Here is a 26,740-nt window from a genome sequence, read left to right on the forward strand (position 1 = left end):
CGCATTGATCATGCGGGCATTTTATATTTCGGTCAGGGAGGATCGACCACCCAGGTACTGCTGCTTAGCTGGCCCTAAGTGCTTGGGAAAGCCCCTTCACGCCCTCACGCCGCCCGAGGCGCGCTCGGTGGTTCTTTCGCGCCTGTCATAAAGGCCACGGCATCAGACATGGTGTAGTCTTTGGGATTGATCACACAAAGCCGTTTGCCCAACCTGTGAACATGGATACGGTCGGCAACCTCAAAGACATGCGGCATGTTGTGGCTGATCAGGATGATCGGAATACCGCGCGACTTCACATCGATTATCAGCTCTAACACCCGACGACTTTCTTTCACGCCCAAAGCCGCAGTTGGTTCGTCCAGAATGATCACCTTAGACCCGAAGGCAGCAGCGCGTGCGACCGCAACACCCTGACGCTGGCCACCTGAAAGGGTTTCGACGGCCTGATTGATATTTTGGATCGTCATCAAACCCAGTTCGGTTAGTTTATCCCGGGCGAATTTTTCCATCGCAGGCCGGTCAAGCATTCTGAAAACCGAACCCAACGGGCCTTTTCGACGAATTTCCCTGCCCATAAACATGTTGTCGGCAATGGAAAGTGCAGGAGACATGGCAAGTGTCTGATACACAGTTTCGATCCCTGCTCCCCGTGCATCAATCGGAGAATGAAAATTCACCTTCTGGCCCTCAAGCCAGACCTCACCTTCGTCAGGCGCCACCGCGCCCGAAACGGCCTTGATCAGCGTCGACTTACCGGCACCATTATCCCCGATCACCGCCAGGATCTCTCCTGGCATCAGATCGAAGTCGCATTGATCCAGCGCGGTTACCTTGCCATAGCGCTTGATCAGGTTCCGTCCTTTGAGAATGGGTTCCATCATGCTGCTACCTTTCTGATCCACTGGTCAACGGCGACCGCTGCAATGATGAGAATACCAATCAGCAGGAAGGTCCATTGCGCATCAGCCCCGAGCAGGCGCAAGCCGAGTGTGAACACACCGACAATCAGCGCCCCAAACAGCGATCCGAGGATCGATCCGCGACCGCCAAACAGCGAGATGCCACCAATCACAACCGCCGTAATGCTTTCGATATTGGCCAACTGCCCTGACGTCGGGGATACCGACCCGATACGCCCAATCAGTGCCCAACCCGCAAAAGCGCAAATCAGCCCCGACAACATGTAAACTGACATCAGCGTCCGATGGACGTTGACCCCCGACAACTCAGCCGCTTCCGGGTCATCGCCGACCGCATAAACATGCCGTCCCCAGGCCGTATGGCGCAGCGCATAGGAGAGCCCAAGGATGAGCAAAAGCATGAACAAAACGCCAACAGTGAAAACCGCCCCACCCACGTTAAACTTGGTTCCGAACAGCTGCAATATGGGTGCGTTCGCCTCGATGTCCTGGGACCGGATCGTTTCGTTTTGCGAATACAGAAAGTTTGCGGCCAACACGATTTGCCACATGCCAAGCGTGACGATAAAGGGTGGCAGCTTGATGCGGCTGATGAGAAATCCGTTCACCGCCCCGAACGCGGTACCAACGGCAAGCCCGCACAGGATCGCAACAGAGGGTGGCAACCCGTAGCGGAATGTGAATTGCCCCATGACGACGGAAGACATCACCATGATCGCACCAACGCTCAGGTCGATGCCCGCCGTCAGGATCACAAGACTTTGGGCTGCGGCCACGATGCCAACGATCTGAACCTGTTGCAGGATCAGGGTCAGCGCGAAAGGTGAGAAGAATTTTGCGCCGAGCAAAAGCCCAAACACAACAATAGCGGCGACAAGAACGATCAACGGAACCAGGGACGGGTTAACATGCAAAAAGTGCTGAACCGTCCCGACAAAACCACGGTGATGGTCATCAAACTCGGCGACTTGCTCCGGGCTGCCAGCTGCTGCGGCCTCGAAGTCATCGGATTGTCGTGAAGTCTCGGACATTAAGAATCCCCCAAGCGTCAAGTGCCCGTTTACGGACCACTTTAGCAAGTTTTTGGGTGAGAGGGTGGTTTGGCGTCAGGAGGCCACATTTGCAGCCTCCCGCAGGTTACTTTAGCCCCAGCAGAGGTCCATGCCTTCTTTCACTGAAATGGACTCAACGCCCTCAGCGGCCTGATCGGTCACAAGCGCAACGCCAGTATCATAAAAGTCTTTTCCCGGCGTGTTTTCAGGCTTAACGCCCTCGTCCGCCCATTTCTTGACCGCTTCAACACCCAGAGACGCCATCAAAAGCGGGTACTGCTGTGAAGTTGCCCCGATTACACCGTCTGCCACGTTTTGCACACCTGGGCAGCCCCCGTCGACGGATACGATCAGCACATCGTTCTCGCGCCCAATGGCTTTCAGCGCTTCATACGCACCCGCGGCTGCAGGTTCGTTGATCGTGTGAACAACGTTGATCGTCGGGTCCTTGGCCAGAAGATTCTCCATCGCGCGGCGACCGCCTTCTTCATTGCCTGCGGTCACGTCACTGCCGACAAGGCGCGGATCATCTTCATCCCCGATGACGTTCGGGTCTGCCAAATCAACTCCGAACCCTTCCAGAAAGCCTTGGTTGCGCAGCACATCCACGGTGGGTTGGCTGACCGCAAGGTCCAGCGTGGCGATTTTAGCATCATTAGCGGCATCCCCGAGAGACGCTTTTGCCCATTGACCGATCAGCAGCCCGGCCAGGAAGTTGTCGGTGGCAAATGTCGCATCGGCGGAGTCAATCGGCTCCAGCGGTGTATCCAGTGCAATCACAAGCAGGCCTGCGTCGCGGGCCTGTTGCACAGCCGGAACAATTGACGAGGTGTCCGACGCTGTTAGCAGAATGCCCTTGGCGCCGTCCAGTATGCAGGTTTCGATCGCCTGCACCTGAGTTTCGTGGTCGCCATCGACCTTGCCTGCGAATGCCTTGAGCGTCATTCCCAATTCCTCAGCCTTGGCTGTGGCACCTTCTTTCATTTTGACGAAGAAGGGGTTGGTGTCAGTTTTGGTGATCAGGCAAACGGTTTCGCCTGCTGCCATCGCGCTACCCGCCATGGCAGTTACCGCCAGCGCCGTAGCACCCGCAAGATTTGCAAGTTTCATTAGTAATCCTCCCAGTTTCTCCCATGCCCGCAAGGGCATATGGGTGATCGGGTGGATAACGACCCGACCCCACAGGAAAAATCATCTTGAGATTCGGTATTTTTGTCAATAATTAAATCACTCTTAATTATTATTGACAGGTTGGGGCGATCCTCACATTGTTGAGCAAGGGAGGGAGCGCGTTGCCTGTGGACTTGAAGCAAGACGACACCCCGTCAGATCGGGTTTCAGACGTGCGCGGCACCAACCAAAGCGGTATGCGCGCGCGCAATGAACGGCTTGTTTTGTCCCTTGTCAGACGGCACCAGGCATTGGCCAAATCCGAAATTGCGCGCATGACGGGGCTTTCGGCGCAAACGGTTTCCGTCATCATGCGCCAGCTGGAACAAGACGGGCTATTGCTCCGGGGTGAACCGATCCGCGGCAAAGTCGGGCAACCCTCGGTTCCAATGCGACTGAACCCTGAAGGTGCGTTGTTTCTGGGTTTGAAAATTGGACGCCGCAGCACTGAACTGGTTTTGACAGATTTTCTGGGCAATGTCCGCCAGCGCGAAAGACGAACATATGACTATCCCACGCCTGTTGCTACGCTGGATTTCGCACGCGAAGCGCTTGACAAAATGCTGTCCGATCTCCCCCCTGTCGAGCGGGGCAGAGTTTCAGGCCTGGGGATCGCAATGCCTTATTTTCTTTGGGATTGGGCCCAAACGCTGCGGGTACCACAAGAAAAAATGGACCCATGGCGCACCACAGATATCAAAGCGGCTTTGTCTGCGACCTATGACTTCCCGGTTTTCCTGCAAAATGACGCAACAGCTGCCTGCGGGGCAGAACTGGTTTTTGGTCCCGCCGAAGGCCCCCGAGATTTCCTGTATTTCTATGTCGGCTACTTCATTGGCGGAGGGGTGGTTCTAAACAGATCGATCTTTTCAGGGAGAGGAAATGCAGGAGCGTTGGGGCCGCTGCCAGTGCCAACGGAAACAGGTCAGGTGCAGCCTTTGATCGACGTTGCCAGCCTTTACGTTCTTGAACGTTCGATTGCAGGCAGCGGTGACGCCGCCAATTTGATGTGGGAATCGGCAAGCCGATGGGACGTACCAGACCTCCATCTGAACAACTGGTTGAAACAAGCGTCGCTCGGGCTGGCATATGCCATCGCCTCATCTTGCAGTGTTATTGATTTTAATTGCGTGAAAATAGACGGGTGGATGCCACCGGACATCAAAACCCGCCTAATCGAAGGGATCGAAGCGCAGTTGTCCCGCATCAATCTGACGGGTCTTGAGCGACCGGTAATTCACGCCGGATCTGTTGGCCCAGACGCGCGCTCGCTTGGGGCGGCGAGCTTACCTCTTTCAGAGAAATATCTGGTAGAGGCCTGATTTCAAGGTCATTTCAACTGAATCCAAGCATCGGAATTGACGTCACTGGACGGCAGAAAATCATCCGCCAAACTTGATCACGGAAAAGGCGAAGTTGTCCTGGTCGGGCGAATCCAGTTCCTTTAGAGCTTTAACCAATCTTCCCGCTATCGCTTCGCTCTGATGTGACCTATTCCCAGCCACGATGGATTGGATGCGTTCTTCGCTCAAGAATTGCAGGCCATCACTGGCTGCTATCAGGATATCGCCGGGCTCAAGATGGGAAGCGTGTTCCGGGCAATCTGTTTTGGGAATGTTGCCTCCCATGATCACCGACGTCAGCGTGTTTCGGTCGGGGTGTTCATAAGCACTTTGCTGGTCCAGGATGCCCAATTTGACCATCATGTCGATCTGAGGCGCCATCGAATGATCCTCATTCATCTGACACAACTCTCCGTCACGTAGGCGGTAAAGCGGCGAATCTCCAATGGACAGCCAGAAAGCCCGAGATTCAATCAGCACCAGGACCAAAAGGGTCGCGCCCATGCCCCTGGTTTCGGAATAACGACTAGCAACCTCGCGTAGACAGCCATTTGCTACTTCGGCTGCTTTCATAAGGCATTCTCGCACTTCCGCGTCCGAGGATAGGCAATTCAAACCGGAGAACTTCCAGTAGTTGAACACTTCAGTGGATACAATCTTGGATGCGATATCCCCTGCCGCGTGACCACCCATACCGTCAGACACAACCACGATACCGATGTCAGAACCCACGGGGCAATCCATCAGGATCGCGTCCTCTTGATACTCGCGTTTTCCTGGGTCGATGACGGTTGCAATATCAAGCTGGGTGGCAGATTGACCCCGGGTTTTTGGCCGTTTCACTTTTTCAAATTGTACCATTAGCTTTTCTGAGTACGGATCTAATAAGTTCTTCAAGTTCATTTGGCTACCTGCGACGAAGTTGCCTAGAGGCTTTCTGGTTTGGATCACGCCCGTTCTAAAAATCCCCGAATACGCTCGCGCGTTGCGCGACAGGATGGGGTTATTTGACGGGTCGGGTGCGTGATCTTTCGCGTTACTTAGTTTCGAATATCTCTCAGCACCCAAAGGTCTCTCGCGATCTTCATCAACACGTTTTGAAGTCATTCGACCTCCTATCCACCGTCGGCCTGACTGTAGTTTCCTATTTGAATTCAGTCACTAAGGCGTAAGCGGAAGCTCGACGGCCTTCAATTCGCCGTTCCGCGCGATCGTCAACAGCGCCGTTTCCACTCCAGTACTCCCCAAGGCTTCAAATGTTTCTTCAAGAGCGTTTTGACCTTCAAAAGTAACTTTGGAAGCGGCTTCCGAGACGACAACATCGCCAACGCGTAAAGATGAAATTGCGGATGGGGACCGGGACACTTTTGTGATCCACTTGTCGTCGCCGATGCTAACCGTCATGAATTGCACACCATTTGTCAGTTCGGTGGCCTTGCCGGTGCGGACAGTCAAACTCTGTTCGACGATGGGGCCGTCTCTCTCGGTTTTGACCCTCATTTCGACCAGCTTCTCACCCGTGCCAGAGACATCGGACTTTGACTGGATCGCACGAATGATTGACGCATCATCCACGACCAGATGGCCGTTGACCGAATAGATGATGGTGCCGGATTTCAACCAGTCCGTTGCGTTTTGATCAAGGTCTGACCGGACCAAGGTGACCATCGAAAAGCTGCCTTGTGGCTGCGCCGTTGTAACGGTTGTGAACGGCAGGTCAACTGCCTGCCCCGACCACCCAACCCAACTCGTTGCCAGAGCAGCCGGCGTAACCGCGGCCTCCGCTATATCAGCTTCGTCTGCCACGGGTTGAACGACAACTGCGGCGTCTGCGACAGATGCGAGTTCCTCAGCCGATGCCGCGGCCGCCACAACGCTTTCCTCGACCACAGGCTCCACTTCTGAAGTTGCAATATTGGTCACATTCGTTTCAGTCGGAGCTGGAGCGCCGCCTTGCATGACAAAAAATCCAACCCCGCCGATCACCGCAGCAACAACGAGCGCGATGAGAGCAACAGGTTTGGACCCGCCACTGCGCTCGGGGGCCATGTTCACTTCAACCGTATCGCTGACCTCTTTGACATCCGCGGGTACAGCCTTCATTTCGACCGGCATTTTTTCGTTCAGCGCATCCAACCATTCCTGAACGGACTGGAACCTGTCTGCGGGTGGAATGCTCAGCGCCCGATCAATTGATCTTAGGAAAGACGGGCGATACCCTTCTATTGCGCCTTCCAGCGGCTTATAGGTGTCGGCTCCGTTCTGAGCCAAGCCGGCCAACCGTGCCTGACTGTCATCCGGTGCATTCCCTTTGATGACGTGATAGAAAGTGGCGGCCAGCGCATACAAGTCGCTGGATTGATCCTGCTCCCCCCCCTGCAGATAAAACTCCTGCGGGGAGTAACCTTCTTTGACGACACGCAGCATCGACATGGCACGGTCAGACTTGGCTTCGCTTTCCCGAGCAGCGCCGAAATCGATAACGACAGGTTCACCTTTTTGGTTGATCAGAATGTTGTCCGGAGAAATATCCCGGTGAAGCATTCCGTTGCTGTGAATGAAACCCACCGCTTCAAGCGTCTGGCGCAGCATTCTTTCAACTTCGTCTGGTGGGATGTTCTCGCGTTCTTCTATCGTGTCCAACAAATCTTGGCCTTCGATAAAGTCGATCGCCATGTAAGCTGTTTCGTTGTCCCGGAAGACCTGATGAACACCAGCGATGTTCGGATGAACAAGCTTGGACTGGTTGCGGGCTTCTTTCTCAAAAGACCTTACAAGTGCCTCATAGGATGAGACATGCGATTGCGAGCGAGGGCGGACCGCCGTCTCGCTTCTCCGACAAATTGCCTCGGGGAAGCACTCCTTGATCACAACAGTTCGTTCTAGGCTGTCCTTGGCAAGATACGTGATGCCGAACCCGCCGCTGTTTAGAAAACGGATGATCGTATACTGACCGGATAACAGTTGAGTTCCCGGCGCAAGTTCATCCTGGAACTGCTGGCTAGTGTGAACTGGTTGTACCATGAATAATCGTTACCTTACTTTGACCAGGTCAATGTGTGACTGGCCGTTGTTTTGTCAGCGCCGCTACCTGAGTGTGTTAAGGCACTGACTTTTAATTCCTAACCTTCCCATGCGAACCCATCCGCATTGGGTCTTTGTACTTCGCTCCAAACCTCAACACGTCGGTTTTTCGCACGACCTGCCGCGTTTGTGTTGCAGGCAACAGGGGCCATTTCGCCATAGCCCCTGATTTCGATCACGGTGCCTTCTGCCCCGTTTTGGTCAACGTTGTCTTTCAGTTCGCTCAGCACTTTTTTCGCACGTGCCAGCGACAAGCTGCGGTTCTTGCCAAAACTGCCGCCTGCATCAGCGAAACCAGCCAGCACAATTCTGTCTGGCTTGACGTCGGCAATGTAATCGGCAATCCGGGCGATATCCCGTTTGGCCTTGTTGTCCAAATTGGCGGACCCGGGCGCAAAGCGGAACGTTGTGGACAGACGTGTTGTCGTAAGCCTGTCCGCGACGAAAGAACGGACTTCTGTCGCGTTGGCCGAAGCCGACATCGTTTCGATGTCCGCCTGCAGCTGATGGTATTTCTCTACCTCGTCCTGTTCGATAACGGACAGGCTTGTGATCCCCGATTTCGATACCAGACCATCGATTTTGGGGCTGTCGAGAAAGCTCACAAACGATGCGCTAAGACCGTTCAGATCACGGCGGTTATACGCAGTGACCCGATTTTGCAGGCCATATTCCTCGGTCTTCATGGCGAATTGGTTCGGCAGATGAACGATGCCGCATTCGCTGCGCAATGGGACGGGACGGGCGTCGCGGATGCTGGAAAACCGCATGACGCCAAAACCGTATGGATCGGATTCAATAGCGCGAGACAGCTCACGCACAGATTTAACCGTTTTTGTGTCTGAGCGGGCCTGACGCCCCTGCGGCGACAGAATCAGAGCATCGATCCGATGAAAGGCTTCTGATGCCTTTGGCAAAGTATAGACGTTGATCTTGTGATCAGGGCCACCCAGGTCTTGCCAATTGCCAACTTCACCGGACATGACCTGTGAAATCTGTTCGATTGTCAGAGTTCCAAGGGTGTTCTTCGGATGTACCGTGGCGGTATAGCCATCCACGGCCAGAACATGCTCTTGTTCAAAAGCGGTCAGTTCCCCAAGGCCGTTTTTTCTGGCCTGCGCGAAATTCTCAGGCGTAACGGGCTCTTCGCTGATAATCAAATCGCCTGAGCGCGAAATCAGGGTGTCAAACAGCCCCTGGCCAGAGGCTTCCTTGACCAGCACATTATGAACAGGGTTTGCATCTTCATCCGTGATCAGGATGTCAAAGGCGGTCTTTTCGTCGGCGGTAGAGTTGCGGTCACCTAATGCGCTGAATTCATACTGTTCACCAAGTGGCGAACCTTGCAGATCAAACACATCAGAAAGAAGTTCTTGTTCAGCGGCAAACCCTTCGACAACCAGCGGCAGCAGGATGTCAGCAAGGCCCGCCGCCCCGGCAACGACCAGATCCGTGTTTGTTGGCAGAGCTTTAGGGCATGCAGCGCCCTGACAGTCAAACGCATCCGCATCTAAAGACAGAACACCGATATTGGACCGAATAATGAACTTTCCGGGCTGCGCGGCGACAAGCTTACCAGAAACCGATCTGGTGCCCTTCTTGGCCGTCAGGGTAACCTCCTGTGCAAGACCCGCAGACGCAAATCCGGCAAAAGCAATCACTGCAGTGTATTTTAACCAGGTCTTCATACTCGAACTACACCTTGGAAACATTGAACTTGATATTAGGAAGCCACGGCAATACGCGCCGTGGCTTCCATTCGTCATTTACTCCGCGATCCAAACTTCGACACGGCGGTTGATTGCACGGCCACGAGGGCTGTCGTTACATGCCACCGGCTCAAGCTCACCAAAGCCAGCCGCTTTCATCTCAATGCCATCGAGCTCACCATCTGTCGCAACTTCGATGATGTGTTCCAGGGCGGCTTCTGCGCGTTCCTGAGAGATCAGCAGGTTCGAGTCGAACGGGCCTTTGTTGTCGGTGAAACCCACGACCATAACTTCGCTTGGCTTGTTCTCTTTCAGGTAACGCACCATACGCATCAGATCTCGCTCGGCCTTGTTATCAAAGCGTTTGGAACCCGGTGCAAAACGGAACGTCGTGGACAGACGCGAATGCGTGTTCATGTTCTTGAGAAGGCTCTCGACCAATTCGGCCTCGTACTCGTTCTCACCTTCTTCAAGCTCTGCAGCCAGTCGTTCTGCAGCACGTTCCTGGTTGTCTGCTGCGATCGACAGGTCGATGTAGCCAGCTTTGGCGACCAAACCGTCAAGGCTGCTGTCGTCCAGGAAATCAACAAGCTCTCGTGCATAACCTTCAACATCCGAGCGGTTGTAAGCCACAACACGTTCCTGCAGATAGTACTCTTCGGTCTTGAGGTTGAAGTTAGTAGGATCCTGAATGATGCCACAGGTTGTCCGCAACGGTACAGCCCGAGCCGAACGCTTGGCCGCGTAGTTTACGATGCCAAAGCCGGCGACGTCTTCCATGATTGCTGTCGTAAGCTCGGTTCTGTCATGCACGATGCTGGATTCGTTCGTGAGCGTCTTGTCGGACTTTTTGAACAGAAGCTTTTCGATATGATGATACGCCTCAGTTTGCGGATCGAAGGAATACACATGAATAGGCGCATCTGAACCGCCGACTTCTGACCAGTTGGTGATGTCACCGGCCATGATGTCACGCGCTTGCTTAACAGTCAGGCTGGGGATCTGGTTCAACGGGTTCACGACCATCGCAAATCCGTCCACGGCGATAACCCGCTCCTGATCAAAGGCGCGCAAGTTGCCACCCTGCCCTTCGGACACGATCGAACGATCCGCTTTTCGTGCAGCTGTTTCCGCGAAAATGATTGATGCGTCATTCTTTGCCAGCCGTTCAAACAGCCGCGCACCATTCGCAGTGTGAATTCCAAAGGTGGCAACGTCGTCACCTTCGAGATCCGTCAGAACCAGCGCAAAGTCGTGTTCTTCACCATATTTATGGTCGCCAACATCCACGGTTTCGGTATCTACCGGCTCGCCATTTTCGTCATATAACTGAGCTTCGGCTTCCAGTGCTGCTGCGGCGTACCCTTCAGCCAGAATTGGCACCAAAACCTCAGCGATTTCGTCCGGGGCCGAAATCTCCATATCATAGACGTAGGTCTGCTCGGTTGGGCAGGCTTCGCCTTCACATGTCACCAGATCTTGGTTGATGACAAATTCGCCGATGTCCGTCTCGACTAGGAACTTTCCGTCTTTCGATGAAAGCAGATTGCCGATGACGTCAATATTACTGTCTTTACCAACCAGTCGCACCTCTTGTGCGAAGGCCCCGGTTGCGATGCAACCTGAGACGATTGATGCGGCCATACAGAGCCGTGAAAACTTGGAACTCAACATCTTAACTCCTCGAGTCAGCACTCATTTGATGTTTTTTTGATGCACTAAATTTGTGCAACAAAAAGGTCGGGATTGTGGCATCGTTTCGATTTCGTTGCTTTTCCGATTTAGAAAGCGTTTGAGCCACAAAGTTGGTCTTCACCTATTTCTGACTGCCAAAAATTACTAAGCCATCATTTTGTTTTTCAGGAGTAATCTATGGCTGTCGAAAGATGTTTTCTCTCTCAAGTGAAAACCGGTTACGTATTCGACTGAGACTAGGAACAGCCGAAATTAGGCCGGAAATTAGGAATCCAGTTTGATCGCCTCTTCGTACAGCAAGGCGGCTTTTTCTGATTCGATTTCCAGTACATCCATTTCAGCACAGAAATGCGAAACATCATCGATGTTGGGCACTTCCTGGCTGTCAAGCTTTTCGACAACCGGCTGCATTTTGGCCCAATGTGTCTGGACTTCTGTCAACGCCTTGAGCGCGGCGTTGCTGGGCGGCTTTGCCATCGTGATCGAGCTGCTACCACCTTCGATCAAAACATCGATGATCTTGCCGAATTTCTTGGCGTTCTTTTTGAACTTTTCGTGGTGTTCTGCAGTTTCCTTACCGGTGGCGGCAAGAGCGATCTCTTTGCAGATTTTCTGCGTGTACATCCGCTGACGGCCAGCAAAATCCAATGCCAAGGCCAGCGCAATGTCGATATCTACGTCGCCGTAAGCCTCTTCCAGCTTGCGAACGACCTCATGGCAGGCTTTTTCCAGAACCTCATCATTGTCTACGATAAGGTGAAGGTGTTCATCATCGACTGACCCAGCCTCGATGATTTCCTCGATAGCTATACGGTAGGGGGCCCAAAGTGCTTCCACTTCTTTCAAGGCGTTGTTCACCGATACAAAGCGTTCACGGTCAACGCCCGACGTACCTTTACCTTCTTTGAAGCCCAGCAGAATGTTGTCGAATTCATCGTGCGCATACTGCAGTTCTTTAAGGTCCTTTTCGACCTCAGCACCCAGGCTCAGAAGCACAACGGCCTTTGCAACCTTCTCGGTCAGAAAACTCAGCTTGTCAGCGGCCAAAATTCTGTGCGCAACCTGACCAACGGCCATTGCCAATGCGTTCCCGCCAACCGGCAGTAACGTCGCAATCGCAGCTAGTGCAGCGCTGTTCATGAACGCGCGTCTGTTTAGTGTCATAGCAGTCAACCTTACCCTTTTAATCGTTAACCCACCGCTTTTACCTATTGCGACATTTCGTACGCCAATGTGGTCCGCCCAAGAAGAAAATGTGGTGATTTTAGGACTGGCGTGCGCCCAGTGATTTGGTCGTAACGCTTTGTTTTATAATATCTAGTTGCACCGCCCAGCCTTCTGGACGGCGCAATCTGGGCGTTTTCTTCACGCCCACTTACAACGAAAGTGAAATTGACACGCATTTGAAAATGACCCATGCGGCATACCTGTTTCGGGTCGCCGCCTCGACACCCTGCTACTCTGAAACTGTGCTGCAAAGACGGGCTGTCGTCGTCCAGGAGAAGTCTTGGAAATCGCCCAGCCCAGCGGAACATGCCAACGAAATACTCTGGTGCGACATACGTTACCTTAGGTTGGCAAACAGTCCACACCAGAGTTCGAAATGGATGCGTCGACTACTCGTCCTGCCAGTCAAATGTCTCATCACAGAAGGCAGCAAATCGCATCGTTGTCTTGCTGATCCGAATGCTGTCACCGCTAGCAAGCGCCACCGTGCTCAACACTGGACTATCGTTCAATCTCACAAGATTCGCCTTACCACCGTGACCCAAATAGCATTTGCGATCCTCGGGGTCATAGGCAATCACCGCGTGGCTGCTACGCGAAATGCCATTGTCGCCGAAATCCAGTTGAATGGATTGATCGTCATTGCGGCCGATTTGCATGAGACCGCCCGACAAAGCAATGCTTGTCCCGCGGCCAGGCCCATCGGAAATGACAAGCCACCCGACCGGGAAACTAGCACGAGCCGCCTGCGACTTGGCAACCGGAGCGCTGTCCATCAAGTCCTGAACGCGGTTTTCTGTCTGTCCAAATCCAATGAACGTGGTTTTAACCCGTTTGCGCCGATTTGCAGCCAGAGATTCCGATGCTTCCGCAACAGCTGGCGCAGCCTCGGGTGCAGCGGCAGGCTCGGGCATAACCTCGGATAACACCGGTGGTTCAGGGTTGGTTGTGGGCTCAGAAGAGAATGCGACTTCTTCTTGCTTAAGGCTGTCGTCGGAAGCCTCTACAAGTTCGATAGCCGGTGTGGCGTACGCTTCATCGTTAGCCTGTTCAGATACCGTGTCAGCCTCATCTTCTGGCGCATTGTCGTCCGCCACCGGAGCCGAGACGTCATCATGAGGCTGTTGCTCCAGGCCTTCCCCGGACAGCGTCCGACGCAGAACGTCGGTATCTTTGAAAACTTCAACCGTTTTTTTCTGACCGGTTGCATCTTCGCCTGCTTCAGCGGGCGTACCGGTTCCATCGAGAATTCGGCTCAGTGGGCTTTTGTATTTAAACATCTATCGACACCTTTTACCTTAACAACATGATGGGAATGTGCCCCATCATGCGGAGCCCCCATTCCAGCTTTGAACCACAGGAACATCTATGTTCCCAAAACAAAAAGCCGGCCAAATTGTTAAAATTTCTCATTGCGTCCAAATTTTGTTCTCGAGGAGACGCCGATAAGGAAATGACTTGGTTCAAAACCCATTTTCTCGTCAGCGATCAAAAATCGGGGATATTGTTTTGTTAGTTGGAAATCCGCGTGAAAACACAAACCGCTACCAAATGAGTTTATGCAAAAACTTAACTGGGCTAGTAAATTCAATTATGCCAGATAAGACCCAAAAGAGGATCACCATGACTGGGGATGGGCTTCCAACGGGCTCCACCGTCATCGCCGCAATAGTTGCGAGTTCAGCGGTTGCAGAGATTGCCGAAGCACACGGCGCAAGTTTCTACCATTAGGTCATCGGGGACGGACCACCACTCCTAACTGTACACGGCAAAATAGGCTAATCCACGAGTACCTACGACCCTATATCGATTGGTGGTCCGCAACATGCACTGTTGTCTACTGTGACCATTCCAGGAATGGCTGCTTAGACAAACCGGATGGCTACGAGGATACGTCATTCGATCGCCCGGCATCCGAGGTGGCGGAACTGACAGCATTGCTTAGGCACAACACGTTCATCTTGTGCGGATCGGCTTGATGGTTTGGTGTTAGACGGCACTGTCCCGGCTTTAGACCGTCAGCCCACAGTGACTGGCCCGGAAGAGAACATGAAAGCGTTCGGGAAGCTCCTCACGCAGCCTATGCTGGACGATGCAGACCGGCAGGCAAACTGGAATCCCGTTGTGCAGATGTACTTCCATCAGCGGGATGCAGAAGTGGGCGCCGATTTTGATGCGCGCACGGTATACGAATATCGCGCGCGGAACGCTACCAGCGACTTGCTCGGCAGTTTCAACACAGCTGAAAGGCTTGCGAATGTCCAAGCTCGTGCCTTGGAAGGCGCTGGCAGTCACAACAGAACTGCACCACATTCTCCCATAGGTGGTTTCTGTGTTGAAATCGGAATAACAGTTCGAAGGGCTTCAGACCGACCACTTTGTTCGCGCCAGACAAGCGTTTCTAAAGCTTGATGCGGAATGCCGCAAAACCGTCCGCTCCGTCACCGGCATCTTCTATCTCCATGCCACCAACGTCGCTCATGTACCCCCGCGCGTTCGGGCCGGTTTCAAACAAGACAGTGGTGTCCCCAAGCGGTGCGAATGACCAGTTGCCGTCGGCCTTTGGATCAATCGTTCCTTGCTCAACAATGTACCGCACGATGACGTCGCGATTGGTGTCCGGAGCTTCGAACACCACGGTATCGCCTTTTGCTCCGGGGAATGACCCTCCTCCGGAGGCGCGATAGTTGTTGGTAGCGATGATGAACTCCATGTCATCCGTCACTGGCGCGCCGTCAAAAGTGAGGTTGACGATACGCTCCGCTTCAGGGTTCAAATCCTCGCCATCCGGGTCAAAACGTGAGGGCTGTGAGAGGTCGATCTGGTAGGTGACGCCATCCATGACGTCGAAGTTATACGACGGGAAGGCCGGATTCAGCAGGATGGCATCTTCTGAGCCCGCTTCGATCTGATTGAACATTCCAGCCGAACGTTCCAACCAGCCACGCACCTGTGCCCCGTTTACGCGCACCGCGCGCACTGTGTTGGGATAGAGATACAGGTCTGCCACGTTTTTGATCGCGACATCGCCGACCGGTACGTCTGTGTAGTATTCCGGTCCTCCGCGACCTCCTGCCTTGAATGGGGCTGCTGCCGACAGGATTGGCAAGCCCTCATGTTCGGTGCCTTTGAGCATCTCTGCAATATACCATTTCTGGGCGATGGAGACGATCTGTACAGACGGATCATCAGCCACCAGGGCGAAATAGCTGTGCAGCGGGGCGGATGTTTTGCCGACCGCGCGGCGCACATACGCCAGCGTTTCTTCGTGATCAGGGGTCACCGAGTCCAATACAGATTGGTCATCTCCGACCAGTGCTGTGATCGAGCGATCTTCGTTGCGCCGCGAGATTGGGCGCGCCTCGGACGTGGTTGTGACCACGCGCCACGCATTGCCATCTCGTTCCAGCAACAAATCCAACAATCCCAGATGCGATCCCCAAAACCCGCCCATGACGGCTGGTTTGCCCATCAATGTGCCTTTGTCGACGTCGATGCCAGGAAGATCCGCAAAAGTGGGTGACGGAAATACCAAGTGATTGTGGCCGGTCACCAACGCATCGATGCCTTCAACGCCGGCGAGCACAACCGACGCATTTTCCATCCCGTCCGCATGATCGGCATCACCGATCCCGGAATGCGACAAAGCAATGATCAGATCACAGTCCTGCTCTTGCATTTCCGGTACATAGGCTTTGGCGGTTTCCACAATGTCGCGCGCTTCGACATTGCCTTCCAGGTGCTTGCGGTCCCAGTTCATGATCTGCGGTGGCGTAAATCCGATAACACCGATTTTGATCGGATGCTTGGACCCGTCACCCAATTCGATCTCGCGGTCAAGAATCGCGTAAGGCTTGACCAATGTCTTGTCTTCAAGCGGAGTTCCGCCCTTTTCCTTGGCGACGTTTGCCAGCACCACAGGGAACTCGGCCCCGGCCAGCGACTTCTCAAGGAAACTCAGACCGTAGTTGAATTCGTGGTTCCCCAAAGTGGCCGCATCGTACCCGATAGTGTTGAAGGCGGTAATAATCGGGTGGCTGTCGCCCTCGTTCATGCCGCGCTCATAAGCGATGTAGTCGCCCATTGGGTTGCCCTGCAGGAAGTCGCCATTGTCGACCAAAAGCGAGTTGGTCGCTTCTGAACGGATCTCATTGATGATCGAAGCTGCCCGAGACAGGCCAACAGTGTCACGCGGTTTGTCTGCATAATAGTCATAGGGAAACACGTGAACATGAATGTCCGTGGTTTCCATGATCCGCAGGTGCGCCTGATTGTTCGCCGCAGAAGCAGAGTATGGATGCAAGGCAATGACAGCGGCGCCGGTTGCCGTTGTTGCAAGAAACTGACGGCGCGAAATAGGGGAACGATGGATGTAGGGCATTTGGCACCTTTCAGAGTTTGATCGACGCGATTTCTGGATGCTTTTGACAACAGAGATGTGACACAAAACTGGAAAACACCACGCACGTCGGGCTGAGACGACTTACCGGATCAATTTGATACCATTCTCTTAGCCGAGTAAAGCAGCGCCGCTGACATGCTTGGCCCGCGATGGAACGCAAAAACCACATCGGGCTTGAACCAACGCATTATTTTGCCTCACCGGCTGGCATCATAAAGGGGCGCAGGCTTTCAATGAAGTGTTCAATAAACTCAAGCGTGATCAGGGAAGGTTGTTTCAGAACCGGCCGAACCAGTGACAAGGTATGCGGCTGAAAGGGTTTGAAGGGGCGAAAGCTGAGCCCCAAATCCACGTATTTGACAGCATCCAGTTCACTGACGATCGAAACCCCGACGCCCTGAACCGCCAATTCGCAAGCCGCAGTGAATTGGCGTACCTCAATGTGAGAATTCAGCGGGACTTCGGCGTTTTGAAACGTCTTTGACAGTCGAACAAAGAAATCACTGTCGCGCCGCGTGTGAATAATCTTCTCATGCGCGAGATCGGCTGGCGTAACCTCGGCAGCATTCTCTAAGGCATGCCCTTTTTTGAAGACGCACACAGTTCGGACGTTCACATCCCGGCTTTCGATTGCGGGATGCCCGTTGAACCCATCGGTGACGCCAAAGTCATATTGCTCGCCTATCATCCATTCCAAGATACGCTCCGGTCTGTCGGGTTCGATGGTCATGGTCACGCCGGGCCGGTCTTTCAGAAAGTTTGCGATGACCTTTGGCATGTGGCTTGTGGCAAACCCCGGAAGGCAGGCGACGCGGATATGTCCTGCTTTCCGCTGGGTGATATCCTGACTGACATCGGATATCTGGGTCATCAGTTCCAGAACGCGTTCGACACTGGGCTGTAGAAAACGGACCTCTTGCGACGGAACCAACCGGCCATCGCGTCGATCAAAAAGCTGAAAACCTAGGGTTTTCTCAAGATCGGCGAGAAGACGGCTTACGGCTGGCTGGCTGATACCAAGGCCTGCAGCAGCAGCCGTCATAGAACCGTTAACAGTCACAGCCATAAGTGCTTCAAGCTGTCTGACCCTCAGTGTTTGTCGCATTCCCTATCCTGTCGGCCGCCGCATTTCACCACAGTATAATGCAATGTTATGTTCTGACCCAATAATCAAAACTTGAATTATGATTTTCCGGCGGTAACGTCGTAAAAGTATCAAGTCCACCGTGTACGCGATGCGCACGGTGTTAACTGACGCATCAAAAATGATGCATGGGAGGAATCATGACTAAGAATCTACTCGGCGCATTGGCCGTAACCACTGTGTTGTCGCCAGTGGCGGCATTGGCGCAGACCGAAGTTCAGTTCTGGCACGCCTTTACAGGGCGTTTGGGCGAACTGGTGACGGCACAGGTTGAGGAATTCAACGCCAGCCAGAGCGACTATGTCGTAGTGGAAAGCCACAAGGGTAACTATTCTGAGACATTGAATGCTGGTATCGCCGCGTTCCGCGCCAGCGAACAGCCCCATATCCTGATGGTGTTCGAAGTCGGAACAGCAACAATGATGTCTGCCGCAGGCGCCGTCAGACCAGTCTATGAGGTGATGGCGGAAAGCGGCGCTTCATTCGACCCGGACGCCTATATCGGCTCAGTAAAAGGGTACTACACCACGACGGACGGCGATATGCTTTCGCTGCCCTTCAACTCCTCCACGCCTGTGTTGTGGGTCAACCGCGATGCGATGACGGCCGCGGGTGTTGATCCTGACACTGATCTGTCGACCTGGGAAAATGTCGGAGTAGTTCTGGATCAACTCAAAGCTGGCGGGGAAGAGTGTCCGCTTGTGACCGCCTGGCAAAGCTGGATTCACCTAGAAAACTTCTCGGCCTATCACGATGTTCCCTTTGCCTCTCAGGATAACGGGTTTGCAGGCCTTGATACCGAGCTGATGCTGAACGGCCCTGCTCAGGTGGCACACCTGACCGCCATGGGCGATTGGGCCAAAGACGGCAAGTTCATCTATACAGGCCGCAGAAATGAAGGCGGTGCGAATTTCCGGGCGGGCGAATGTGCACTGTTCACCGAAAGCTCGGCTGGTTACGCGGGCATCAGTTCGGAAGCCGAGTTTGAATTCGATGTGCGTCCGCTTCCGTATTGGGAGGCCGTCACAAGTGAGCCGCAGAACACCATTATCGGCGGTGCATCCCTGTGGGTGATGGAAGGTCACGAAGCCGATGAATACAAAGGCGTCGGCGAGTTCCTGAGCTTCCTGTCATCATCAGATGTGCAGGCCGCGTGGCATCAGAACACCGGATACCTGCCAATCACTGCCGAAGCTGGAGATGCGACACGGGCCGCTGGGTTTTATGATGATAACCCCGGCACGGACATTGCTGTGATCCAGATGACGGCCAAGGAGCCAACCGCAAACTCGAAAGGTTTGCGCCTTGGGTCGTTTGACCAGATTCGCGGCATCATAGATGAAGAACTGGAAGCCGTCTGGTCTGGCGACAAGACTGCCCAGGAAGCGATGGACAGTGCCAAGGAACGCGGTGACGCCCTGTTGCGCCGTTTCGAATCTGCCAATCAATAACGTTGAAATCGATGTGGGCCCTTAGCGGCCCACATCTTCTTTTGGGTGGGTTGCCGAAATGGAAAAACGCGTCACATTTCGCGGTTGGCTTTTGCCGCTGTTGCTGATTGCACCGCAGGTTGTCATTTCGGCCGTCTTCTTTTTCTACCCGGCGGCGCAGGCCATCTGGCAATCGCTGTTCATTCCTGATCCGTTCGGTCTGTCCTCACAATTCGTTGGTCTTGGCAACTTCGAATTCCTGCTTAGTGATAAGTTCTACCGCGCTTCGTTCGTCACAACGGCGATTTTCTCGACCCTTGTTACTCTCTGTTCGATGATTCCTGCGTTGTTTCTGGCGGTCATCGCGGACCGCTTGATCAAGGGATCTGGTGTCTACCGAACACTTTTGATCTGGCCTTACGCCGTTGCCCCGGCCGTTGCAGGTGTGCTTTGGCTGTTCATGTTCAACACCCGCGTTGGCGTTGTGTCCTGGTATCTGAGCCAGTTGGGCTACGACTGGAACCATGTGCTAAACGGGACCGAGGCAATGGGGTTGGTCGTGGTCGCATCTGCCTGGGGCCGCATCAGCTATAACTTCCTGTTCTTTTTTGCCGCTCTGCAATCGGTGCCTAAATCCGTGATCGAAGCTGCGGCGATTGATGGCGCCCATTTCTGGCGAAGGTTCTTCACTATCGTCCTTCCACTGTTATCCCCTACAGCCTTCTTCCTGCTTGTCGTCAACGTGGTCTATGCATTTTTCGAAACATTTGGCGTGATCCACACGATCACCGGCGGCGGACCACAGCAAGCCACAACGATCCTTGTCTACAAAGTCTTTTCAGACGGGTTTGTGGGCCAGGACCTTGGATCGTCTTCTGCACAATCCGTCATTCTTTTGATTGTGGTTGGCCTGCTGACAGTGATCCAGTTCAAATACGTTGAAAAAAGGGTGCATTACTGATGGCGTCCCAACAACACGGAATGGTCGAAAAGCGCGGCGCCGGTATCTGGCTCACCCATGTGATGATGATCCTTGGCGTCCTTGTGATCTTCTTTCCGATCTGGCTGGCATTCGTCGCCTCGACAGTTTCGCAGCCGGAAATCACGTCTCCGCCCATGCCGATCTGGCCTGGGGATCGGTTCTGGGGAAACTATTCGGCTGCGCTGTTTTCCGGTGTGAATGTTCCTGTCGCAACCATGCTGTTCAACAGCCTCGTCATGGCCATCGGCATTGCTGTGGGCAAGATCATCATCTCGCTCTTGTCAGCCTTCGCGATCGTCTATTTTCGCTTTCCGGGCCGCACAACGTTCTTCTGGTTGATCTTCATCACGCTCATGCTGCCAGTCGAGGTTCGGATTGTGCCGACATTCGAGGTTGTCGCCGGGTTTGGCATGCTCAACAGCTACTACGGCCTGATCTTTCCTTTGATCGCCTCGGCAACAGCAACATTCCTGTTTCGCCAGTTCTTCCTGACCATCCCCGATGAATTGGCCGAGGCAGCTCGGGTTGACGGCGCGCGGCCCATGCGGTTCTTCATCGATATCGTCGTACCGATGAGCCGCACGAACATTGCCGCGCTGTTCGTCATCCTGTTCATCTACGGCTGGAACCAATACCTCTGGCCGTTGCTGATCACCACCGATCCGGACATGAACACCATCGTCATGGGCATCAAGCAAATGTTCCCATCGGGTGATGATGTCGCGGATTGGCCTGTGATTATGGCGACCTCCATTCTGGCAATGATCCCACCGGTCATCGTGGTGGTGTCAATGCAGAAGCTCTTTGTCCGTGGTCTTGTCGATAGTGAGAAATAAGAAATGGCAACAGTAACCCTTCAGAACGTCAAGAAGAGCTTTGGCGAAACGGACGTCATACACGGAATTGATGTGGACATTGCGGATGGCGAATTCATCGTCATCGTCGGCCCGTCCGGCTGCGGTAAATCCACGCTGTTGCGCATGGTTGCTGGCCTTGAAACCGTAAGTTCGGGAGAGATCAGGATTGGCGACGAACGCGCCAACGAGAAAGAGCCCATGGATCGCGATATCGCCATGGTGTTCCAAAACTACGCGCTCTACCCGCATATGTCTGTGCGTCAGAACATGGGCTATGGGCTTAAGATCGCCGGATTGCCTAAGGGTGATATCGATCAGAAAGTGACTGAGGCCGCGAAGCTGTTGCAACTTGAACCCTTGCTGGACCGCAAACCCAGGCAGCTGTCTGGTGGTCAACGTCAGCGGGTCGCCATGGGCCGTGCGATCGTACGCGAGCCTGCCGTGTTTCTGTTCGATGAACCGCTGTCGAACCTGGACGCCAAACTGCGTGTGCAAATGCGTCTGGAGATTCGAGAGCTTCAGGAAAAGCTTGGAATCACATCCCTTTACGTGACGCACGATCAGGTCGAAGCGATGACGATGGCCGACCGGATGATCGTGATGAACGGGGGCATCGCGGAACAAATCGGAACGCCGTTGGATGTCTATGAAACACCGCGAACATTGTTTGCAGCCCAGTTTATCGGCAGCCCAGCGATGAACATCTTTGACGCCGAATGCAAAGACGGCACGCTCAAGGTTGGTGACGTCGAAATCGGTCCTGCAGCGGTAGCGGATGGCGCTGTAAAACTGGGTATTCGCCCTGAGCACCTTGTGCAGGACGACAATGGCCCGATCGAAGCCGCCATCCAAATATCCGAACCGCTGGGCGCTAACACTCTGTTGCATGGTCAATTCACGGCAAACAAGACAGCCATTACCATCAGTCTGCCTGGCGTCCATCCGATAGAGGGCAAGCATGTGAACATGCGGTTTTCGGTGTCACCAACTCATATGCATTTCTTTGACCCGACCAAAGGGCACAGGTTGGAACGCTAACGGCGTCTTTAGATATGTACGTACCCACGGGATATCTTCTTTAAGCTCCAATTTGAAGAAGGAGGATGTAATCGATGACAGAGGACCAGTGAGAGATCCGTCGTAAATTGCGTGTTCTTGAGCGCGCTGCGCAAACCGGACCGAGCAGATCGGTTGGACAAATCTCGTCAGCAAAGGCCTTGGGCGGGTCGATGGGGTTCGCCGATATGGTCGCGATGTAAATACTTCTGGCCGGGCCAGCTGCCGCCAATATCACCAGACGGTCCTTTACGGATGATCGTAGTAAATTGATGCAGTGATACAGAAACTGACGGGCAGAATGGCGCTTGCCATCCGTGCTCCACCAGGCAGCGGTCGTACAAGCGCTTGCAAAAGCAAGGGACCTTCCTAGCAATTTACATAGACATGCCGCAATAGCCTCAGCAGTGAGACCAAAGCGATCGTGTTCCTCGATTAATACAAAGCCCTGTTTGTTGTGGTGTCGCGTGCATCAAATCCGCGGAAACCGCTCACTCCCTGACATCACGCACGCCCAATTTTTGGACCATCCGGCCATCGGGTGAGATACGCATCGCTCTCGAACGGCGCAGTTTTTACCTCGTGGATCGTGAAATCAGGTTTCACCACCAAAAAATTCGTCGACAACCCTTTGCTCCTCACTGGCGAGCCCAAGACGCCGCAACACCGGCGTATAGGTGTGTTTCAACCCGTCAGGGATTTAGTTCATCTGTTCGATGGATGCTTTTACCGCTTCATAATTCGCAGCGAAATGTCGGACCCAACCCAGATTCCAAAGATACCAGTGCTGGTGGTGCGGGTTCAGCCGGATCGCCAGTTTCATACGCTTAACGGTCTGGGACGGGTTGCCGTCATAGACCACTGGGTCAATGGAATCTGCCAGGAAGAATGCTGAATTTGGTGTAATTGTTAAGGCCATCGAACACCACGGTTGCCACTACGCAGTAACCAACTTGACCACGGCGGCCGCGACGCTGCCTGCGATGAACGGCCCGCTTTTCCCAAACTATTCCCTGACGGGCGCGTTCGGGGCACGATGGCTGCAGCTCTATCATCCAAGGCAGGGCCGAACACGCGCACCGGCTCGGAGATGTTTTTAGCCTCATGCGTGCCCAAGTCCTGAATTGTGAGATCCAACTTGGCTTCGCTTGTTCGAACAGATTGGCCGACATGTATGTACCGCCGGGACTGGCAATGCGGATGCACGCAATTCGATGCGCGAGCATAGCCGTAGCATCGCACTAGAACCCGCGTCGTTTGCTCAAGCTTGTGTCAATAGATCAATTCAGGCCATTTGTTTTCACATTCGGGACTAGTGTGGCCACGCGCCCCATCTCGCCTTGCTTCGCAAAGGGCCTTCAGAGGCGCCAATCTCATCTATGTTCACCTTAGGACAAGGCGAGTCACAAGCACCCGGCCAGTGTTTCAGCCATGTTTCTGATGAGTTGGGGGTAAAGGGCCGGACCCGGCTCCAGATCAGATCCAAGCGGGTCAATCACACCGGTATTGGCTTTTGTCCCGTCCAGCACGGTGGCGATAATACCTTGATTGAACTGTGGCTCGGCCAGAACACAATCGATACCTTCGTCACGAATACGGCTTTGGATTTCTGCAATACGAGCGGGGCTGGGATCTGAAGCGTCACTAAGAGAGATTGCGCCGGAGGCTGGGAAGTCAAAGGTGTTCTCAAAGTACTGATAGGCGTCGTGAAACACGATGAAACTGCCACCGCGAGCAGGTTCGAGCATCGCCGACACTTCCGCCGAAAGCCCATCCATTTCCTCGCGAGCCGTTGCAGCATTGGCAAAATAGGCGCCCGCATTTTCCGGATCGGCTGACGAGAGTTGCGCTGCAATCAGGTTGAGCCAAACACCTGCGTTTTCAGGCGACAGCCACGCATGCGGGTCATGTGCGCCATGACCATGATCATCGTGATCGTCACCGCCTTCATGCTCGGCATGTTTTTCGTGATCGTGGCCATCGCCATCCGCATGGTCATCATGGCCGTCATCATGAGCATGTTCTTCGTCTTTGCTGTGGTCATCACCATGGTCATGATCTTTGTCCTTGGCATGTTCCTCGTGATCATGGTCAGTGTGATCGTCATCGCCATGCTCGTCTTCGTGATCGTGGCTGTCGTGCCCTGCATGGTCTTCGTCGCCATGATCGTCGTCATGGTCATGCGCTTCGAACAAAGCTCCCTCACGGAAGTCCAAAAGGACGGTGCCGTCAGAGTCCAGCAAAGTCGTGACAGTCGCGCCGTCGGCGAGGGTTTCTACCGCGCCAGCCATCCAAGGCGTCAGTTCCTCGCCAAGCCAAAACACCAGATCCGCATTCTGCAGGGCCGCAGCCTCGGACGGGCGCAGGTTGTATTCATGCGGAGACGCACCCGGTGGCACAATCAAATCAGGCGTGCCGACCCCCTCCATCACCCTGGCCACCAATGAATGAACCGGCGCTATGTCGACCGCGACGTTAGGGACATCTGCTACGGCTGCACTACCCAACAACGCGGTGGTGATCGAAACTGGAAGGAGCTTTCTGGACATCAGACCCTCTGTGTGATTTTATAACGTTACGAGCCGCATACATGATATGGAATAACATGACAAGAGAGACTCGACCCGCGCCCGCCGAAGACTCGGCTCTCGTTGGGTTTCAGAAGCACAATCATGAAAACTGCGTTGAAACCGGCTTGGCCACGGCCGAGGCGCGATGCAAAGAAGACGGACTGCGATTGACGCCGGTCAGGCGTAAAGTCCTGGACTTGTTGCTTCAAGAGCATCGAGCGCTTGGAGCCTATGCCATCTTGGACCGGCTGCGGGACGAAGGGTTCGGATCGCAACCGCCTGTAGCTTACCGAGCCCTTGATTTTCTGGTTGAGAATGGGTTCGTGCATAAGATCGAGCGCCTGAATGCTTTTGTCGCCTGTTCACATCCCGGCGCTACGCATTCGCCTGCTTTCATGATTTGCAGAAGCTGCGACGCCGTGGCAGAAGCCCATTCTGCACCCGCTAAAGGTGCGTTAGGGGCAGCCGCGCGCGCAGTGGGTTTTGAAATAGAACGGACGGTTGTCGAAGCAGAAGGCCTGTGCCCCGACTGCTCCGAAAAGGCGTAGAAATGGAACTCATCACTGTCGAAGATCTTACGGTGCGATATGGCGCAAGCATCGTTCTGCGTCATGTCAACATAACGATTGCCCCAGGTGAGATCGTTACAATTGTAGGGCCCAACGGATCGGGCAAGACCAGTTTATTGCGGGCAATTATTGGGGCGACCAAGCCGGCTGAGGGGCGGATCAAGCAAAGGGCGGGTCTAAGGATTGGCTATGTGCCTCAAAAGTTGCATATCGACCCGACGCTGCCGATTTCTGTCGAGCGTTTCATGCGCCTCGCAAATGGCGTGTCACTGCGGAAGTGCGAAGATGCGCTAGTAGCTGCAGGTGCGCCGGATCTCTTGAGACGCCAGATGTCACAGCTTTCGGGGGGACAGTTCCAACGCGTTCTTTTGGCAAGGGCATTAATTAACAAACCCGAGGTTCTTTTGCTCGATGAAGCAACTCAGGGTCTTGATCAGCCCGGCTCGGCCGCATTCTATCGTCAGATCGAAGCCGTGCGTCGTGACACGGGGTGCGCAATTCTAATGATCAGCCACGAGTTGCACGTGGTCATGAGCGCGTCAGACAGGGTGATCTGCCTGAACGGTCATGTCTGTTGCGAGGGCTCGCCCGCAGTGGTGGCGTCGGCCCCGGAATACCGGGCCTTGTTTGGAACGGGGACAGGGGGCGCACTTGCGCTCTATCGCCATGACCATGACCACGATCACGACCATAGCACAAATGCACAGGAAGCGGCGGAATAATGCTAGATGACTTCATGACGCGAGCAACGCTTGCTGGTGTTGGCGTTGCTTTTGCAGCTGCACCGTTGGGGTGCTTTGTCGTTTGGCGCCGCATGGCCTATTTCGGCGATGCGACGGCGCATGCTGCAATCCTTGGTGTGGCGCTGTCACTGACATTTCAAATGTCGATCTTTACCGGCGCGCTCGCCGTGGCTCTGATAATGGCGCTGGCCGTGACACTGCTTGCTGGCCGTGGCTATGCGATGGACACGCTTCTGGGTGTTATGGCGCATTCCGCACTGGCTTTCGGCCTGGTTGCCGTCTCATTCCTGTCGGGCGTTCGTATCGACCTGATGGCGTATTTGTTTGGCGACATTCTGGCTGTGTCGCGCGCGGATCTGGCGGTAATCTGGGGAGGAGCGGCCTTGGTCGTGGCGCTGATCGCATGGCGCTGGTCGCGGCTTTTGACCGCAACTTTGAACGAAGAGCTGGCCTATGCCAGCGGGTTCGACCCCAAACGCGAGCAGCTAGTGTTGACCTTGTCCCTTGCCGTCACTGTGGCAGTTGCAATCAAGGTGGTGGGTGTCCTGCTGATCGCAGCCATGTTGATCATTCCTGCCGCCGCCGCCCGAAACCTGGCGCGGTCGCCGGAATCAATGGCGGCGATTGCCGCCGCGATCGGAGCTGTTTCAGCGGTCGCTGGCCTGCGGGCGGCCTATGTCTTTGACACACCGGCGGGGCCGTCGATCGTCTGCGTGGCCGCAGTTTTATTTGCTTTTCTCAGTCTCGTTGGCTGGCAGACCCGAAGCGGAGCCTAGCACAACAT

At 54.2% G+C, this 26,740-nt stretch carries 22 protein-coding genes; 9 read left to right on the forward strand and 13 right to left on the reverse strand.

Annotation, left to right across the window (positions count from 1 at the left end):
• Positions 1-104 precede the first annotated feature (104 nt).
• The 3 genes from Q1B21_RS04360 to Q1B21_RS04370 form a co-directional block, all read right to left on the reverse strand.
• Positions 105-881, reverse strand: a complete 777-nt coding sequence (locus Q1B21_RS04360; RefSeq protein ID WP_299886753.1) for an ATP-binding cassette domain-containing protein — start codon at positions 879-881, stop codon at positions 105-107.
• Positions 881-1,954, reverse strand: a complete 1,074-nt coding sequence (locus tag Q1B21_RS04365; protein ID WP_298933723.1) for an ABC transporter permease — start codon at positions 1,952-1,954, stop codon at positions 881-883. Before Q1B21_RS04365 ends, Q1B21_RS04360 begins: the two co-directional genes overlap by 1 nt.
• A gap of 111 nt (positions 1,955-2,065) precedes the next feature.
• Positions 2,066-3,085: a sugar ABC transporter substrate-binding protein gene (locus Q1B21_RS04370; protein ID WP_299077155.1), complete on the reverse strand. Its 1,020-nt coding sequence runs from the start codon at positions 3,083-3,085 to the stop codon at positions 2,066-2,068.
• A gap of 257 nt (positions 3,086-3,342) precedes the next feature.
• Between Q1B21_RS04370 and Q1B21_RS04375 the strand changes: the two genes are divergently transcribed.
• Complete coding sequence (locus Q1B21_RS04375) at positions 3,343-4,467, forward strand: ROK family transcriptional regulator (protein ID WP_299886756.1); 1,125 nt, start codon at positions 3,343-3,345, stop codon at positions 4,465-4,467.
• Positions 4,468-4,527: 60 nt separating this feature from the next.
• On the opposite strand, the gene Q1B21_RS04380 is transcribed toward Q1B21_RS04375, so the two are convergent.
• The 6 genes from Q1B21_RS04380 to Q1B21_RS04405 form a co-directional block, all read right to left on the reverse strand.
• A complete protein-coding gene (locus Q1B21_RS04380) occupies positions 4,528-5,595 on the reverse strand; it encodes a protein phosphatase 2C domain-containing protein (protein ID WP_299886333.1) in 1,068 nt (355 codons plus the stop codon).
• A gap of 54 nt (positions 5,596-5,649) precedes the next feature.
• The gene (locus Q1B21_RS04385; protein ID WP_299886336.1) at positions 5,650-7,512 is read right to left on the reverse strand and encodes a serine/threonine-protein kinase; all 1,863 of its coding nucleotides are present in this window, start codon (positions 7,510-7,512) and stop codon (positions 5,650-5,652) included.
• Positions 7,513-7,610: 98 nt separating this feature from the next.
• A complete protein-coding gene (locus tag Q1B21_RS04390; protein ID WP_299886339.1) occupies positions 7,611-9,260 on the reverse strand; it encodes a phosphate ABC transporter substrate-binding/OmpA family protein in 1,650 nt (549 codons plus the stop codon).
• Positions 9,261-9,338: 78 nt separating this feature from the next.
• The gene (locus Q1B21_RS04395; RefSeq protein WP_299886343.1) at positions 9,339-10,955 is read right to left on the reverse strand and encodes a phosphate ABC transporter substrate-binding/OmpA family protein; all 1,617 of its coding nucleotides are present in this window, start codon (positions 10,953-10,955) and stop codon (positions 9,339-9,341) included.
• A 285-nt stretch (positions 10,956-11,240) separates the two neighbouring features.
• A complete protein-coding gene (locus Q1B21_RS04400; RefSeq protein ID WP_299886346.1) occupies positions 11,241-12,140 on the reverse strand; it encodes a type IV pili methyl-accepting chemotaxis transducer N-terminal domain-containing protein in 900 nt (299 codons plus the stop codon).
• A 452-nt stretch (positions 12,141-12,592) separates the two neighbouring features.
• Entirely contained in the window at positions 12,593-13,483 is an 891-nt protein-coding gene (locus Q1B21_RS04405) for an FHA domain-containing protein (RefSeq protein ID WP_299886349.1), read from the reverse strand.
• A gap of 178 nt (positions 13,484-13,661) precedes the next feature.
• Between Q1B21_RS04405 and Q1B21_RS04410 the strand changes: the two genes are divergently transcribed.
• Positions 13,662-13,934: a hypothetical protein gene (locus tag Q1B21_RS04410; protein WP_299886352.1), complete on the forward strand. Its 273-nt coding sequence runs from the start codon at positions 13,662-13,664 to the stop codon at positions 13,932-13,934.
• A 670-nt stretch (positions 13,935-14,604) separates the two neighbouring features.
• Here the strand turns inward: Q1B21_RS04410 and Q1B21_RS04415 are convergent.
• Both Q1B21_RS04415 and Q1B21_RS04420 read right to left on the reverse strand, forming a co-directional pair.
• Positions 14,605-16,584, reverse strand: a complete 1,980-nt coding sequence (locus Q1B21_RS04415; protein WP_299886355.1) for a bifunctional 2',3'-cyclic-nucleotide 2'-phosphodiesterase/3'-nucleotidase — start codon at positions 16,582-16,584, stop codon at positions 14,605-14,607.
• Between the two features lie 208 nt (positions 16,585-16,792).
• Positions 16,793-17,710 (reverse strand): LysR substrate-binding domain-containing protein, encoded by a 918-nt coding sequence (locus Q1B21_RS04420; protein ID WP_299886358.1) that lies wholly within the window; start codon positions 17,708-17,710, stop codon positions 16,793-16,795.
• A 179-nt stretch (positions 17,711-17,889) separates the two neighbouring features.
• On the opposite strand from Q1B21_RS04420, the gene ugpB reads away from it, so the two are divergent.
• From ugpB to Q1B21_RS04440, 4 genes are read left to right on the forward strand one after another with little or no spacing between them, the layout of a single operon-like run.
• Complete coding sequence (gene ugpB, locus Q1B21_RS04425; protein WP_298933746.1) at positions 17,890-19,200, forward strand: sn-glycerol-3-phosphate ABC transporter substrate-binding protein UgpB; 1,311 nt, start codon at positions 17,890-17,892, stop codon at positions 19,198-19,200.
• Positions 19,201-19,258: 58 nt separating this feature from the next.
• Positions 19,259-20,140, forward strand: coding sequence for a sn-glycerol-3-phosphate ABC transporter permease UgpA (gene ugpA, locus Q1B21_RS04430; protein ID WP_298933748.1), 882 nt, complete (start codon positions 19,259-19,261; stop codon positions 20,138-20,140).
• Positions 20,141-20,160: 20 nt separating this feature from the next.
• Positions 20,161-20,997 (forward strand): sn-glycerol-3-phosphate ABC transporter permease UgpE, encoded by an 837-nt coding sequence (gene ugpE / locus Q1B21_RS04435; RefSeq protein WP_299886760.1) that lies wholly within the window; start codon positions 20,161-20,163, stop codon positions 20,995-20,997.
• 3 nt (positions 20,998-21,000) lie between these two features.
• Positions 21,001-22,056, forward strand: coding sequence for a sn-glycerol-3-phosphate import ATP-binding protein UgpC (locus Q1B21_RS04440; RefSeq protein ID WP_298933750.1), 1,056 nt, complete (start codon positions 21,001-21,003; stop codon positions 22,054-22,056).
• A 718-nt stretch (positions 22,057-22,774) separates the two neighbouring features.
• Here the strand turns inward: Q1B21_RS04440 and Q1B21_RS04445 are convergent.
• Positions 22,775-22,993 carry a hypothetical protein gene (locus Q1B21_RS04445; RefSeq protein WP_299886363.1) on the reverse strand — a complete coding sequence of 73 codons (219 nt, stop codon included), beginning with the start codon at positions 22,991-22,993 and terminating at the stop codon, positions 22,775-22,777.
• Positions 22,994-23,477: 484 nt separating this feature from the next.
• On the reverse strand, positions 23,478-24,623 hold the full coding sequence (locus tag Q1B21_RS04450) for a zinc ABC transporter substrate-binding protein (protein WP_299886366.1): 1,146 nt from the start codon (positions 24,621-24,623) through the stop codon (positions 23,478-23,480).
• A 56-nt stretch (positions 24,624-24,679) separates the two neighbouring features.
• Here Q1B21_RS04450 and Q1B21_RS04455 point away from each other — a divergent pair, with 56 nt between their 5' ends.
• From Q1B21_RS04455 to Q1B21_RS04465, 3 genes are read left to right on the forward strand one after another with little or no spacing between them, the layout of a single operon-like run.
• On the forward strand, positions 24,680-25,192 hold the full coding sequence (locus tag Q1B21_RS04455) for a Fur family transcriptional regulator (protein ID WP_299886369.1): 513 nt from the start codon (positions 24,680-24,682) through the stop codon (positions 25,190-25,192).
• Between the two features lie 2 nt (positions 25,193-25,194).
• Complete coding sequence (locus tag Q1B21_RS04460) at positions 25,195-25,935, forward strand: metal ABC transporter ATP-binding protein (protein WP_299886372.1); 741 nt, start codon at positions 25,195-25,197, stop codon at positions 25,933-25,935.
• Positions 25,935-26,732 carry a metal ABC transporter permease gene (locus Q1B21_RS04465; RefSeq protein ID WP_299886375.1) on the forward strand — a complete coding sequence of 266 codons (798 nt, stop codon included), beginning with the start codon at positions 25,935-25,937 and terminating at the stop codon, positions 26,730-26,732. The genes Q1B21_RS04460 and Q1B21_RS04465 overlap by 1 nt, the downstream gene beginning before the upstream one ends.
• The last annotated feature ends 8 nt before the right edge of the window (positions 26,733-26,740 follow it).

It is taken from the genome of uncultured Ruegeria sp. (assembly GCF_947504215.1).
Lineage (GTDB): Bacteria > Pseudomonadota > Alphaproteobacteria > Rhodobacterales > Rhodobacteraceae > Ruegeria.